Raw genomic sequence first — 14,625 nt, 5'->3', positions numbered from 1 at the left:
GTCTTTCGCAGCCGCGGGATCGATGTCGTAGACGTCCACCTGATAGCCCGCATGCAGGAGCTTTGCGATCATTGGTCGCCCCATGCTGCCCGTACCAATGAATCCTACGCGTTCAACGTTGCGGAAATGAGCGGCGCTTACAGCCTCTGCGGCACACACTTGGGTTCCTTTCATAAGTACAGTCGCGCTATTTTATTGGTTTGCGCGCCAAAAGAGGACCTTATCAAGGCAATAAAACACCGGGCTTACGGTAGAAGCAAGGGGAATATATGTGAAAACTGTTTACATTTTTATTTCAACCTTACTTCACTTTGTTGGCGGCAAGTTCGCAATTGGCAATCGTATAAGAGTGCGGGTAGGGCAACGGATCGCTCGCATCTTGCGCACCGAGCCATGACGTGAGTCTGGTGGGCGTCCAAGCGCCGGTTTGGCCCTTAAAGGTCGCCGAGCGTGATGAAATTCACGCTGAGTCGGCGCCCCGATGTGGTTCGACAGCGCTGGGTACATCGCCGCTTCTCAAATGTGTGGAACTTCTGCAAGCTGGGGCGGGCGTCCTTCAACCTCCTTAATGATGCCCCGTCCAAGCGGTGAAACGTCGTGACGCGGGACTCCAGCGCGCTTTCCTCGATGTAGCTGTCCTGCGATCCCGGTCTTGAGTTCATCTGCTGCGCTCTTATTGAAGGCCAGAAGCAGGATCTCATCGGGCCGGTAGAGCTGCCTCTCCAGGACATTGGCCACCTTGCAGACCCTGGTCGCGGATTTGCCCGACCCGGCCGAGGCGACGAGCAGATTGTTGTCCTCCAGGCGGATACATGCATCGCGTTGCTGATCGAAAAAGGAGTCGAAAAATGGCTGGAATTTGCGCACCTCCGCGGCAACGAACGCTTCATTGTAGGCGTGGCGAACCCCCGGGTCAGTCAGCATGGCGAACGAAGCCGGCAGGGACGCCTTGAGCCCGGCCGGCGATGCCGGCGACGGTCCATTTGGCGACCGGATCGTAGGCGGTGAAGTGCTTGACGGCCTTGCCGGGGCGAGATTGACGAAGACGGTGTCGATCGGACGATCTGGCCGGGCCATTTCGACTTGAGGCCCTTGGGCAGGCGTCTGGCGTAGCGCTTGCCGACAAGGCGGAAGCGTCGGCCACCGGGCTTGCGGCGCAAGGTCGGGACCGGCATGACTAGACCGCGCCGCATCAGGCTGGTGAAGATGCGGCCGATGGTGGAGATTGAGACCGCAACGGCCTCCGCGGCGGATCAGCCAGGCCAGCTTTCGCTTGCCCCACATCGGTTTGTCGCCGCGCAACTCCTCGACGGCTTGCACCAGCGCCGGGCTCCATTGCGGCCGGCGAACCCGGCGCGGCGGCGATCTGGGTTCGGGCTGTTTGGCCCAGCGGTAGAGGGAGGCGCGCGAGGCACCAACGGCTTTGGCCGCGTCACCGGCCGACAGGCCGGCGGCGCGTGCGCTTTGGCAGCGCCTGACGGCGTCCATACGGATCGCGGCTTCATTCGATAGGGATTTCGCCGCGATCCGTGACGCCAGAGCACCGGCTCTGATAACATGACGCGGCAGGCCAAAAACCTGCATCGGGGGTTCTCCTGAAGTTTGATCTTCGCAACTTCAGCTTCGGAGACCCCCGAACTTTTCTCAAGCCATCCGTCTCACATCTGTCTGGACCTGCACACCCAGAATACGCCAGTCAGTGAGCTGCTTCGATTGTGTCTCAGAACATCGTCAGGCTGCGGTCATTGGTTGTGAGTTGATAGACACCGCTTGGAGGTGAGCAAGTGGTTCGAGAGTGTTCACAACCCCTTGCGAGCCTTAGTGTGTTATGCGTGGTAGGCTGGCTGAACGAGATCACCGCCGAGCAGGTGGGCGCCGGGACCACTTCGATGTTACATCGCCGTTCCGTCGACGCTCGGGTGGAACGGCCTCCCGGCCAACGGCCGCCGGCCCCGAGGCAGGGCTCATCGAGATGATACGACCGCCTTGGAACAAGATGGGGTAGAGCAGATGAAGCGTTGGCAGCGTGTCTCCATCGACGCGAGCGGGGAGGATGGGATCACGATCATTCGCATCACGCGCGGCCGCAAGGGCGACGCCATGGCTACGTTGGAATCGTTGAAGTGGTTTGAGCTGGACAGTCACAAATACACCGGTTACGCCCCGGCTCAGGAAACGGGGCGGCGTCCAGCGGTGGAGGTGCTCGATGAGTTAAAAAGGTGCGGGCAGTCGTTGCGCTTGAGAGCGACGACATTTGGGATCCGGCACGGGGTGACCTGCTGCCAATCGGCAGTTAACAGGGTCCGACAAAAGTGTGCACAACATGCTGCTGAAGTGGCCTCCGGAGGCGCTGCCGGAAGTTACGCGTCTTGACCTTGATATGGTCGATATGGTCATACTGCATCGACGATGTCGCGCCCCTTCGGCATGCCGCGCGGATCAATGCCCGATCCGCCGTGATGAGCCTCGTCCCTCGGCTGTGCGGCAACGGAAAAGGCGTCTTGCGGTTTCCCACGCTGGCCAGCCCAGCCGACAGATCGGTCAGCTCGTGGGCGACGAGGTGCACCACCTCCTCTTCCGTCGGATGCGTCCACGGACGCCGAGCATGGCCGAAGCAAGAAGCACGCGCCGGAATTTCTCGAGAGATCTTGGCCCAGACGACGACGTTTGCCGCACCCGTCTCATCCTCCAGAGGAACATGAAGCCTTTGGCCGAGCCCGGCCGCTGCCGGACCAGCACCAGGCCGGCGGCCTCGAGCCAGCTTCTGCCTCGCGCCTGCATAGCATCCTGACAGGTCACGGTGCGGCGCCGGTTAGGCGGCACGCCGATTTTGGCAACGCTAGCCTGTGAACTGGAGAATGAAGGTCGGACTTGCGGCACATCGATTACGTTCAAATGATAAGTGCTGCCCGGCGAGGTCGTTTCAGCGCATCTCGACTGATGGGTCGGCAAGACAATGCGGAACGGAAATTATCGCAGGCGTAAAGGACGGCTTTCGGGGCCGGAAGCTTCGGGCCTGGAACCGGACCCCAGTTTGGCGCAAGCATCGTGGCCTCCGCCCGGTCAGGCATTCACCGGCTCCCGAAATGCCAATTGATTCTGCTTAACCGGGCATGCCTAAACGGCCACTTGCGTTCCGATCTCGACCACACGTCCGGTCGGGATCTGGAAATACTCGGTCGCGTCGGCGGCCGTGCGCGCCAAGCCGATGAACAGCTTGTCCTGCCACACCGGCATGCCGGAGTTGGGTGACGCCTTGAGCGAGCGACGCGACAGGAAGAAGGACGTCGTCATGATGTCGAACTTCCAACCCTGCTTGCGGCAGATCGCCAGCGCACGCGGGATGTTAGGCTGTTCCATGTAGCCGAAGGTCAGTGTCACGCGCATGAATAGCTCATTGATCGTTTCCATCTTGATCCGGTCGCTGTCGGGCACCACGGGCTGCTGCGCCGTCACCACAGAGAGGATGACGTTCTGTTCGTGCAGCGCCTTGTAGTGCTTCAGGCTGTGCATCAGTGCGGTTGGCGCACTGGCGGGATCACTGGTCAGGAACACGGCCGTACCGGACACCAGCTGCGGTTTCTTCTTCAACAGATTGCCCGCAAGGAAATCGAGCGGAATCTCGTTCCTGCGCGCCTTGTCGAATAGATACCTGCTGCCTCTTATCCAAGTCCACATGGTCATCACGATCACTGCGGCAATGGCAAGCGAGGCCCAGCCGCCTTCGAATACCTTGACGATATTAGCTGCAAAGAAGCCGGTATCGATCAAGACGAACACCGCCATTAAGGCTATCGCGACGCCGAGCGGCCATTTCCAGATGCGCGTCATCACAACAAAAAGCAGTATGTTCGTCACCAGCATATTGCCGGTCACCGAAATACCGTAGGCCGAGGCCAGCCGGCTGGATTCGCCGAAGCCGACCACCAGCAGCATCACCACCAGCGCCAGCATCAGGTTGATGCGCGGCAGATAGATCTGGCCCGACTGTTTTTCCGACGTGTGCTGGATGACGAAACGCGGCAGCATGTTGAGCTGTACCGCTTGCCTGGTCAGCGAAAAGGCGCCGGAGATCACCGCCTGGCAGGCGATCACGGTCGCCGCCGTGGCAAGCACGACCATCGGAATAAGCGTCCAGCCCTGGTTCATCTCGAAGAACGGATGACCGACAACGCCGCCATTTGCCCAGCACGAAGGCGCCTTGCCCGACATAATTGAGCAACAGACAAGGGAACACGATCGCCAGCCAGGCGAGCACGATCGGCTTGCGGCCGAAATGGCCGAGGTCGGCGTAGAGCGCCTCGGCTCCGGTGACGGCGAGGAAGACTGCACCAACCGTAACGAAGGCGACGTCAGGCGAGTTGACCAGGAACGACACGATGTAATGCGGGCTGATTGCCAGCAGGATTTCCGGATCGTCCATGATGTGGTTGAGCCCGAAAAGGCCGATGGCCAGGAACCACAGCGCGGTAACGGGTCCGAACACCAATCCTACGCCGCCGGTGCCAAACCGCTGTACCGCAAACACGATCGCCAGGATGGCCAGTGTCAGCGGCACCACATAGGGCTGGAACGTCGGCGTGACGACATTCATACCTTCGACCGCCGACAGTACCGAGATTGCCGGCGTAATGACGGCGTCGCCAAAAAAAAGCGCCGCGCCGACGATGCCGATGCCGAGGATCACCGCCGAGCGGGTCGGGAAACTGTTGCGCGCCAACGCCATCAGCGACAGCACCCCGCCCTCGCCGCGATTGTCGGCACGGAGCACGAACATGATGTATTTGATGGTGACGGTGATCGTCAGCGACCAGATGATCAGCGAGAGTACGCCGAGGATGTCGCCACGGTTGGCGACGTTGCCACCGGCCGATGCGTGCAACGCCTCGCGAAATGCATAGATCGGGCTGGTGCCTATATCGCCATAAACGACACCTAGTGCGCCCAACATCAGCGCCTTGGTGCTGTGCTGCTCGACCTCAGAATGGCTCGATTGTTCGACAGGTTCTGCCTCGTTACCAGCATTGGTAAGGGCCATGGACGACACTCCGATAAGCGCGCGGTGCTCTACGCTTGCTGCACTGCAATATCAAGTTCCGTCACGTAATGTCTGCCGTCTCGCCTGTCGTTGCTCGCCTTGGTAGACTCGCCAGCCCGCAGCCCTACCGAGCAGCAATAGCGCCCCGGCAGAACCCTCAATCGCCCAGATCAATGAATGGTTATCGCCCACAGTGCCCCCCCGCGATGCGGCCGATGGCGACCAGGGTGTCGTGGGCGCACAAGGATGGCGCTTTCCTGATGACGCCGTGCCCCAGGTGTGATCGCACCGTTGCTGCGCAAGCCATTTACTTGCTCGTCCCAGCGAGGACCGTGGCCAACTGGAACGCAGGGCCACGCCGCTCACCGGCCGCACTTTGCGGCGCAGATAACGATTCGATCTCCACGGCGAGATTCTGGTTGAAGAAGCCACCAAGCTTGTCGAAGGACACACGGTCGTAATATCGACATGCCAGTATCCGCAACCCAGAAAAGCTCCTTGGGCTCCGCTGCGCGCGCCACGAACAACCCGATCTTCTCTTCGAAGAGGACGCCGTAATCCTTCAGGTTGGAGCCAAACCGGGGGGCGGCCGTGACGTATGGGCGAAGGGCTAGGAGGCGGGTTCGGTGAGGAACGGCATTGATGTCCACGCCGTCTCCTGGAAAGACAGAGGAATGCGGTGTCACCGACTGGCGCCGGAGGTTGATCCGGTGATTAGGAGGAGCACTCGTTGTCGGATTCTCGACGATGTCGGACATCTGACACAACGCTGCCAGAGCGATCGCATTGTTCCGAAACGATTTTCCCAGTTGGCACGACAATTGCGGTCCTATGCGCAAAAGCACTGCGATGCCGCACCGACTGGAAGAACTCATCAATGATCACGCTTTTCGAACATGTGGGCGCCGCTACCAACACTAAGCGTTCCCGATCAAACGGAAGCCTCTATCCCTTCTTTCTGAAGGCTGTCCGGACATGAACGCATTTGATGTCCGTCCAACGCTGGATGCTCCCGACGACGATCTCTATCTTTGGCTTGAAGATGTGGAAGGCGAGCGGGCACTTGCCTGGGCCGCCGGCCAGTCGGCAAAGACCCTGAAGCACTTCAGTGGAACGCAGTTCGAGCGCGACCGCGCGACTCTGAAGGCAGGCCTGTTCCCTAAGCGGCGTCGCATCTCCCCCGGCCGAGTCGCATGGCTTGAATCCGATATCAGGGCTTGGATGGAAACTAGATCTGAGAGCCGCACCGCATGGTAGCCACCCAATATCTGCCGCTTGTGGCGCATCACGAAGCCGGGCACGCGGTGGCCGCCATCGTTTTGCACCGTCAGGTGTTCGACGACGACCGTGAACTCCCTGCTTTCTCAAGTGTTAGTATTTACCCCGACGCCGGTGACGGAGAGTGCGGTGGTGTTGTCGAAGGCGCGGGTTTTTATTCAGCGCAAGGATTCACCTCGAAGCGAAAGCCGATTTTCGAGGACGATATGGATCGACATTTCCAACGCGATGAAGCGATCCAAGAGATAGTTGCGTATCTGGCAGGTCCTTTTGCAGAATCCGCATTCGAAGGCTATCTGGACCCGCGCGATATGGCGATGAATGCGTCCGATGGGAATGAGGGGAGCAGCGACTACGCGGATGCCAAGCGAATCTATGGTGAGTTGCGGTTCCTGATGCCGCGCCGCCCCCGTTGGAGGCGGATCGAAGATCGCACGGCCCGGCTAGTACTCGATCACTGGTCAGCCATCGAAGCATTGGCCGCGCATTTGCTGGTCAAGCATGATCTCCAATTCGATGAGGCTCTGACGATTGTTGCGCCGCATCTTCCGCCCATGCCAGCAGCTACGCCGCCAGAGCGTCATCCGCAGCCTGCTTGATCAGCCATTCGATGTGATTTGACCACATCTGCAACACCTCGCGCTTCTCCTTGACGTTGCTATAGAGATCGTAGATTTCGCCTATGTCTGTCAGGGACGCCGCCTTGTGATTCAGTATGTGCTCGATGACGTATGGCAATACCTGCCGCCTGCCGAGATTTGTCGCGAGCGTCCTGCGCAGATTCGTGAAGGGTCCAGTTCTCCAAAGCCACCCCGTCAATATTGACCTTGCCGTCTAGAGCCTTCTTGCCCTTCGCGTAGCCTGAAAGTGGCTTCTTTCGTTGCCCCTCGCAGGGAAAACAAACGTGTCATTGGTCTTCGGTACCGACTGGGGGACCGACACCGCCAGTGTGGACAGCGGAATAAGCGTAGGCTCTTCGTTCTTCGGGCGGTCACCCGATAGTTCCCATGTTCCGGCTTCAAGGTTGAGTTCAGACCAACGCATCGCGGCAACTTCCGTACGCCTCTGTCCGGTCAGCATGAGCAGCTTGACGATGGAGCCGAACGAATAGCCGCTATCGCCCGGTTCGGGCTCACAGCCCGTCCATATAGCCGCCAGTTCGGCATCGTTCACCACTCGCTTGCGCTTGACGATCGGGGCCGGATACCGGATTTTCCAATCCCTCGCGGGGAAACCGCGACGAGCCGTTGCGGCGGTTTGCGACACCAGTTGAAAAATGCAGCATATAACAGAAGGCTGTGTTAGCCGCTTGCGGGTGACCCCCGGCGACGATCTTCTCGGTGATGTTAGCAATGTCGGTGTCGGTCACATGGTAGACAGAGCGACTCCCGAGGGCAGGCACAAGATACCGGTTCAGGCTGGCCTCGACCAGTTCCCAGAAATCCCATTCTGCCTTGCCGGTCTTTGCAAAGCCCGCTCCCTTGCATTTGCGCCGATCGGCCGACCCCGTTCGAGGAAGGGCGTGATCTGGTCGGCGGCATGCAGAATCGGGGTGGCGCGGCTGGTCCGGTCGGACGCGGTCTGATCGAGGAAGCCAGCCGTAATGCCGGCGGCTCGTGCGGGAAGGGCGTTCATGAGACGGTCCTGTCGGGCGAGCGGTTTGGGGGCGATCACCATAGTTGATCAGGCTCCCGAGTGGTGCATTCTCGTAAATGTCGCTTGCGGACATATGTTTGCTCCTTGTCCAGAAACAGAAAAGGCCCGATGGGGCAGCCGGGTCCAGGGCGGTGTTTTGAGGGTCGCTACTTGGCGGCCTGGAGGTGATCGCCGTCGCCGTCCTCGGTATCGTCAGCGCTAATCTGCGCCTGATTCGGCAAGGAAGGCTGGCAGTTCCGAGGAGCTATGCTGGAATTTGGGTGACGAGGCTGATCAAGCGGCGCTCTGCGGCTTCGTTTTCGATGACCTCGATTCCGTCCAAGAACCTGGCACCTGCGATGAGTTTCGGCAACTGATTTTGTCCTTTCAATCGTCGCCACTTCCTGGCCGCGGCCATGACCAGCTTGAAGACCATCAGCTGGGCGATTTTCCAGGATAGCGAGCCCTTGGTACGCACCGTGCGGTGGCGAACGGTCGCAAAGACGCTTTCGATGGGATTGGACGTTCGCAGATGATCCCAGTGTTCGGCGGGGAAATCGTAGAACGCCAGCGACGCATTCTGATCTTTCGTCAGGCAGTCGACCGCCTTAGCATACGCCTCGGCTTCCATCTCGATCGCCTGCGCAAGCAATTTGCGCGCGCCGCTGCCAAGTACATCCGTCAGGGTATCACCGATTTCGTCGGGCTGACGAAGGCGAACAATGTGTTGATAGTCTCGTTCATGGCGTATCACTCTCCTTGAGAGGTACTGGCAGGCTTCATCACCCGCCTCGATACGCCGCTCTCCTCAAGCCGTCATCATCCAGTTTCCGCCATGGCTCCCCCTGATTGATCCGCTTCACCTGTGCAACTGCACAGGCTGCCCTAGCGGGGAGATTGGCCTCCAATGGCGAAAACTTGCCGCAGGAGACCCTTCCGATGACCGTGCCTATGGCGCCGCCGCTACGACAACTTGCCGACAAGCAGCGTGCGACCCACTGCCGCGCTACTGCGCCTTCAAGGGACGTCTGGATCGCGACGCAGGAGCCGATGACCGTTACGGAATCAATTCCAGGTCGCGCTGGCCGTCGCTGTGCCCGTTCGACGGTCTGGTGGCAATTTGGGCACATCTTCTGTCGCCGACAGTGGCGATGGCTGACGCTTCAACGAAACGGGGTCTTCGACGTCTGCTGCCTTCGCCGATGCTTTGCGAAGTGGCATAATGTTTCGACGCACGCAGGCGCGGGCAGGGGATGTCAGTCATGAATCTCCTGACTGGCGCGGATCAGGCCGATTGGCGGGATGAAAGATCATACGACTACACCGCTGGCCTGACGCTGCGGGAGTGGGCTTGGGAGTTCTTACGCCGCAATCCAGCGTTCCAGCGCGATCTGACCGCTGCGCGCCAGCATTGCAAGACTTGGTCTCTCCAATCCTTTCTCGATATGGTCGCGTCGGCCGGCGACCTGTCACGCTGGGGTGTTCTGTTTCGCGGAGTCTTGTGGCCGCGCTTCGGTCGTATTCTGGTGTCCGCTCTGGTGCGTCCATGTGCTGCCGGTCATTGCGGAACGGTTGCCTGCCTCGTCGCCGACACCGCCGTTCGAACTCTCGGCATTGCCCTGTCGTGCAATCGTCCTGCTGGCGCCCGACAAGAGCCAGCATGTTCTTCTTCGCAATGCGGACCACGCGCTGCAGCTCGCCGTCTCGGGCGCGAATATCCTCCACCCTGTTTGCCTGCATACGCAAGCCATCTGGCCCGCGGTGCTTTTAAAGCATCGACTGAGGGGACTGGAGTGCCTCAATGCTCTCAGTCTAGGGCAACAGTTGCCCCCCCGCTTGTTTGCGCCGGAAAAGCGCGGCGTTCGTTTGTCCTTCGTTCTTCGTGCGCTCGACGGTTCGCTCGCCGGAGCACCTCATCGCGAGCTCGCCGAAGTTCTCATCGGTCAACGGCGCGTCCATGCCGACTGGGCGGATCCTCGCGATCATCTGCGCGACCGCATCCGTCGGGCCGTCTCGCGTGGCCGCGCGCTCATGAATGGTGGCTACAGAGATTTCCTAATTTGAAAAGCGACAGTCCGCGCTGTGCGTCGGTGGATGAACGTTCGCTCGCAGCTGTACCCGTCACCAACAGTTCGCCCGCCGACAGGACTGCATGGCGCCTTGCAAGTGCGCTCTGGTCTAGCTTGTCGATGCCGAAATGAGATGGGCGAGGGTGCCAAGGCGGTGGTTCATTAGGGCCGGCCTCGACCTGGACGCACATCATTGGTCGGAAAGCGGCGTGCACCGCAATGTCGCCATAGCAGCCAAGATCCTTTGAGGCCGGACCTGCAGTCCTGTTGGACCGGCGGGTGCAACAATATGGAGGGATCTGAGGCCTCACACCGTTCCCTGGTCGACAGCTCGGTCAACATAGCACCCACCGCTTGATTATGGAAATGGTGTGCCTGGAGTGCAGCGAGTAGCGGCTTGCTGCGCACTGTCCTAAGAATAGCAGTCATGACCCGTCTGGGGTTCTGCAACACGACGATTCAACCGCTTGGGCATTGTCGCATATCCCACAATGTAGAATGCGCAACAGGGCAAAAGCTGATCCATCGGCGGTTTATCAATGCTTTTTGGCTTGGCACGGCACATGCAACGCAATCGGCAAAAGGCGCACGAACTGAGTGGCCCATCGGCCCTAGGAGCGCTGACTTATGCCCTCCCAAGGCATGTCCGGCCCGGCAGCGAGCTCAGTCTCCTGCCGGGCATCCGTGTTTCAGGTCAACGGCGTTTGGAACTTCCAATTAGGTGGCGGCATTGACCGCAGGCCGCCCCCGGTGGGGCGGAGAGACAGTGCAGCAGGTTTCAAATCCCGCCCATGCAAAGATATTTCATTTCCAGATAGTCCTCGAGGCCATGACGGGAACCCTCCCGCCCGATGCCGGATTGTTTGATCCCGCCAAACGGTGCCGCCTCCGAGGACATGCGTCCCGTGTTGATGCCAACCATGCCATATTCCAGAGCCTCTGCCACACGCCAGACCCGCTTCAGGTTTGAGGCATAGAAGTATGCGGCGAGGCCGTAGATCGTGTCATTGGCCTCGCGCACGACCTGATCCGCATCGTTGAAGCGAATGATCGGCGCGAGCGGCCCGAATGTCTCCTCTTGCGCGACTGCCATGACGCTGGAAATCTCGGTGAGGACCGTGGGTTCGAAAAACGTGCCATTCTTGCCGATACGCTGGCCCCCGCATCGTATTGTGCCGCCTTTCGCAATGGCATCTGCGATGTGAGACTCGATCTTGGCCAGAGCATGCTTGTCGATGAGCGGTCCGATGTCCACTCCGGCATCGAATCCGTCGCCAACCGACAAGTGCCGGATTCTTTCCACGAATTTCTTGACGAACTCATCGTGAACGCTCGATTGGACGTAAATGCGGTTCGCGGAAACGCAGGTCTGGCCGGCATTGCGGAACTTCGCCTGGACCGCACCGTCAACAGCACCGTCAATGTCGGCATCATCGAAGATGATGAAAGGTGCATTGCCGCCGAGTTCAAGGCTGACCTTCTTGATCTGGTCAGAGCACTGACGCATCAGCAGCCGTCCGACCTCGGTCGAACCGGTGAAGCTGATCTTTCGAATCTTGGAATTGGTGCAGAGTTCACGGCCCACGCGATCACCTTCGGACGCATAGATCAGGTTGACCACGCCATCGGGAAGGCCGGCCTGATGGGCGAGGGCGAACATTGCGCCAGCCACAAGCGGCGTCTGTTCAGCGGGCTTGAGCACGATTGTGCAGCCCGCAGCCAAGGCCGGCGAGATTTTGCGCGCCACCATGGAGGCCGGGAAATTCCATGGCGTGATCGTGCCAACAACGCCGATGGGCTGCTTGATCACTAGCATTCGGCGGTCTGTCGAGGGTGCCGAGATCGTCTCCCCATAGACGCGATTGGCCTCCTCGGCATACCATTGCAGATACGCCGCCGCATGCGATACCTCTGAAATGGCTTCGGCAAGCGGCTTGCCCATTTCCGCTGCGCCATCTGCTTTACCACATCTCGCACGATGCTCAGTGTTTGGGCAGCGCAGTCCGAGCGTGTCTCTGTCGTAACCAGAAGCGAGTCAAGGGTTAGTTCAGAGCTGACGTGATAGGCAAGGCCGCGTTTTTGACGTACCTCCTCGTAAAGGCGGGAAGTCAAGTATGAGCCGCCAAGGATGTCGTTCAGCAGCACGGCCGCGTAGAAATCCGGCGCGCTAGGCTTCACGCCAGGCCAGGCCAACGTCAGCGAAGTCTGCGGCAGGTCGTAGTTCTCCTCCACCAGTTGACCGAGTTTCGGCGCGACATCGTAGACGGGGACGAGGGTTTGTTGCTCAGGCAAATCACCAAACAGCTGGTCAAGCCTTTCCCTCAACGTGTTCGCGTCAATGTCACCCACCACGGCAATATGGAGCCCGTCGCGAGCGAAAATGGCCTGGTGGAAGGCGCGGAGGTCGGACGGCGTGATGCCGGGGAGGCTCTCTTTTGTGCCTTCTCCCGGCCTTGAACAAGGATGCGCGCCATAGATCGCGCGCAGCCATTTGCGCTGAGCGATGGCGTTAGGGTCTCGCTCGCTGCCGACGATGCGGGAGACAATCTCGGCGCGGACGCGATCGATCGGCCCCTGGTCGAAGCGCGGCGCGTTCAGCGCGAGCCGAAGCAGGCCGAACGCCGCGTCCTGCTTTTTGGAAAGCATGCACATCGATCCGTAGATGTCGTCGCTTTGCGCGTCCAAACTCATTTCGGCGCCGGCATGGTCGAGCTTCACCTGGAAGGCACCGCTGTCGTAATGGCCAGCGCCTTCGATGAACAGGCCGGCCATCAGTTTGGCCATCCCCTCCTTCCCGACCGGGTCCTGCTTGGTGCCGCCCTTGAAGGCAAAGCCGATGTTGACGATTTCCACTGTGTGGTCCTCCACCAGCCAGGCGATGATGCCCTTTTCGGACTTCACCTCCTGGATGTTCATCGCAGCATGGGGCCGAGCGCCGAGCGTCATCTCTTGATTCTCCGTCTTGGGCAAGAGATAGCCCGTGGTCGAACGGTCGTACGCGAGATAGCGGGCGGCAACTGCTTTGATTTGCTCGGGGGTAACCTTGCGGATGCGATTCGGCCGTTCCTCGACATCCTTCACGGTACCGCCGGTGGCCAGCGTCGAGCCGTAGATGCTGGCGAGCCAGTCCAGGTTGTCTTCCGCAAAGATCATATTGAGCAAATAGTGGTCCTTGGCCTTGCCTAGTTCCTCGTTGCTGACACCATCCTCGGCAATGCGGGCAACTTCGGCAGCGGCCGCCGCTTCGAGATCAGCCAGCTTGGCATCGCCGCGCGGTGCGCCATAGATGGCGAACTTGGTGTCGTCGAGCATAGTGCCCTGGAAATAGACGCGGGCGCTGGAAGCGATACCTTGCTGGACAGCGAGCGCCTGGTAGAGCCGGCCGCGGTTACCGCCGCCGAGAATTTCGGCCAGCAGGTCGAGCGCTTCGGCCTCGCCCGGCTTGGCGGTGTGGTAGGACGGCACCACCCACTGCGTCGGAAAACTGGGCACGCTGACGCGGGCGTCTGAGAGCGTGACGGTGCGCCTGGTGTTCTGCTCGGGCTCAACCGGCCGGATGCGCGGCGGCAGGTCAGGTCCGCGCGCCACCTTGCCATAGGTCTTTTCGGCCAGCGCCCGCACCGTGTCCGGTTCGACATCGCCGGCCACGATCAGCACGGAGTTGTTGGGCCAGTAGTACTTTTCATAGAAGACGGTGGCGTCGACGCGGTTCAGCTGCTCGATCTCCTGCATCCAGCCGATGATCGGGATGCGATAGGGGTGGTTCTGCCACAGCGTCGCGTCGATCTCCTCATGGAGAACGTCCTGCGGGTTGGTGTCGGTGCTTGAGCGGCGCTCCTCGATGACCACATCGCGCTCGGTCTTGACGACATCGTCGGTCAGGATGAGGTTTCGCATTCGGTCGGCCTCGAAGCTCATCATCAGCTCGAGCGCCGACGGCGCCACTGTCTGATAGAAGGCGGTGTAGTCGGAGGAGGTGAAGGCGTTGTTGGAGCCGCCGATCTCGAACACTGCGCGGTCGAATTCGCCGCCCGCATGGTTGGTCGTCGCCTTGAACATCAGATGCTCGAAGAAATGGGCGATGCCGGATTTGCCCGGCGGCTCGTCGGCGCTGCCGATCTTGTACCACACCATGTGGGTGACGATCGGCGCCCGGTGGTTGGGAATGACGACCACCTCCATGCCGTTGTCGAGCACGAAATCCCTCGCCTTGCCGTCCTCCCATGCGACGGGGATCGGAGCCGGCCCCGCGCCGACCAACTCGGACGCAACGGACGTCCTGCGAAGCCCATGAGTGCGGGGCTTGCTTGGTAGTTCTGGTAGGGAGAGTGGGGTTATGGGCTGCGTTCCTGGCAAAGTGATCTGTTCCTCATTTTGAAGGATCTATGTCTCCCGAACGCCTATTGGGAGAAAGTGGATCGGCACGCGACGCCGAGCCACATGAGCCGTCAGCGTGTTGCTGGGCCTGACGCGAGCCTCATCTTTGGATGCGTCCGGGAAGCTTTCGGCATGGTGAGGCCATGGGAAGTCTGCTCGTTATCCATTGGGTGTTTGCGGATACCTGAGCATGCCCCGTGCCAAGTAAGAAAGCCCCGATTCGCAAGG

Annotated in this window: 8 protein-coding genes and 6 pseudogenes; 4 read left to right on the top strand and 10 right to left on the bottom strand. The window is 60.2% G+C overall.

The genetic code is table 11. From position 1 onward, the window contains the following. From EN914_RS39850 to EN914_RS05795, 3 genes and pseudogenes are all read right to left on the bottom strand, one after another. The coding region (locus EN914_RS39850; protein WP_281034652.1) for an NAD(P)-binding domain-containing protein at positions 1-174 on the bottom strand (174 nt) is incomplete at its 3' end. 342 nt (positions 175-516) lie between these two features. Further along, a complete protein-coding gene (locus tag EN914_RS05805) occupies positions 517-1,320 on the bottom strand; it encodes a UvrD-helicase domain-containing protein (protein WP_245488814.1) in 804 nt (267 codons plus the stop codon). Between the two features lie 1,797 nt (positions 1,321-3,117). Then, positions 3,118-5,038 (bottom strand): annotated as a pseudogene (locus tag EN914_RS05795) (potassium transporter Kup). A gap of 975 nt (positions 5,039-6,013) precedes the next feature. Between EN914_RS05795 and EN914_RS39845 the strand changes: the two are divergent. After that, positions 6,014-6,295, top strand: coding sequence for an AlpA family transcriptional regulator (locus EN914_RS39845; RefSeq protein ID WP_024505846.1), 282 nt, complete (start codon positions 6,014-6,016; stop codon positions 6,293-6,295). Beyond that, positions 6,289-6,915: a hypothetical protein gene (locus EN914_RS05785; protein WP_127244263.1), complete on the top strand. Its 627-nt coding sequence runs from the start codon at positions 6,289-6,291 to the stop codon at positions 6,913-6,915. Before EN914_RS39845 ends, EN914_RS05785 begins: the two co-directional genes overlap by 7 nt. Here the strand turns inward: EN914_RS05785 and EN914_RS38260 are convergent. From EN914_RS38260 to EN914_RS05775, 4 genes and pseudogenes are all read right to left on the bottom strand, one after another. Then, the gene (locus EN914_RS38260) at positions 6,881-7,054 is read right to left on the bottom strand and encodes a hypothetical protein (protein WP_155924992.1); all 174 of its coding nucleotides are present in this window, start codon (positions 7,052-7,054) and stop codon (positions 6,881-6,883) included. The genes EN914_RS05785 and EN914_RS38260 overlap by 35 nt on opposite strands. 96 nt (positions 7,055-7,150) lie before the next feature. Continuing rightward, complete coding sequence (locus tag EN914_RS40125; RefSeq protein WP_024505396.1) at positions 7,151-7,489, bottom strand: tyrosine-type recombinase/integrase; 339 nt, start codon at positions 7,487-7,489, stop codon at positions 7,151-7,153. Continuing rightward, positions 7,449-8,045: a hypothetical protein gene (locus EN914_RS38255; protein WP_127244056.1), complete on the bottom strand. Its 597-nt coding sequence runs from the start codon at positions 8,043-8,045 to the stop codon at positions 7,449-7,451. Before EN914_RS38255 ends, EN914_RS40125 begins: the two co-directional genes overlap by 41 nt. Before the next feature lie 171 nt (positions 8,046-8,216). Then, positions 8,217-8,618: pseudogene (locus tag EN914_RS05775) on the bottom strand (transposase); the annotation flags it as partial. 586 nt (positions 8,619-9,204) lie between these two features. On the opposite strand from EN914_RS05775, the pseudogene EN914_RS40120 reads away from it, so the two are divergent. Then, positions 9,205-9,384: pseudogene (locus EN914_RS40120) on the top strand (transcriptional regulator domain-containing protein); the annotation flags it as partial. A 115-nt stretch (positions 9,385-9,499) separates the two neighbouring features. Beyond that, a complete protein-coding gene (locus EN914_RS05770; RefSeq protein ID WP_224570032.1) occupies positions 9,500-10,015 on the top strand; it encodes a DUF2285 domain-containing protein in 516 nt (171 codons plus the stop codon). A 783-nt stretch (positions 10,016-10,798) separates the two neighbouring features. On the opposite strand, the pseudogene EN914_RS05765 reads toward EN914_RS05770, so the two are convergent. The 3 pseudogenes from EN914_RS05765 to EN914_RS05755 form a co-directional block, all read right to left on the bottom strand. Next, positions 10,799-11,968: pseudogene (locus EN914_RS05765) on the bottom strand (NAD-dependent succinate-semialdehyde dehydrogenase); the annotation flags it as partial. A 56-nt stretch (positions 11,969-12,024) separates the two neighbouring features. Beyond that, positions 12,025-12,666, bottom strand: a pseudogene (locus EN914_RS39105) (M16 family metallopeptidase); the annotation flags it as partial. Positions 12,667-12,975: 309 nt separating this feature from the next. Further along, a pseudogene (locus EN914_RS05755) lies at positions 12,976-14,280 on the bottom strand (M16 family metallopeptidase); the annotation flags it as partial. Between the last annotated feature and the right edge of the window lie 345 nt (positions 14,281-14,625).

It is taken from the genome of Mesorhizobium sp. M7A.F.Ca.CA.001.08.2.1, from assembly GCF_003998455.1.
Classification (GTDB): Bacteria; Pseudomonadota; Alphaproteobacteria; order Rhizobiales; family Rhizobiaceae; genus Mesorhizobium; species Mesorhizobium ciceri.
Note: the sequence above shows the minus strand (reverse complement) of the source record. Positions and strands in the feature narration are given on the sequence as shown.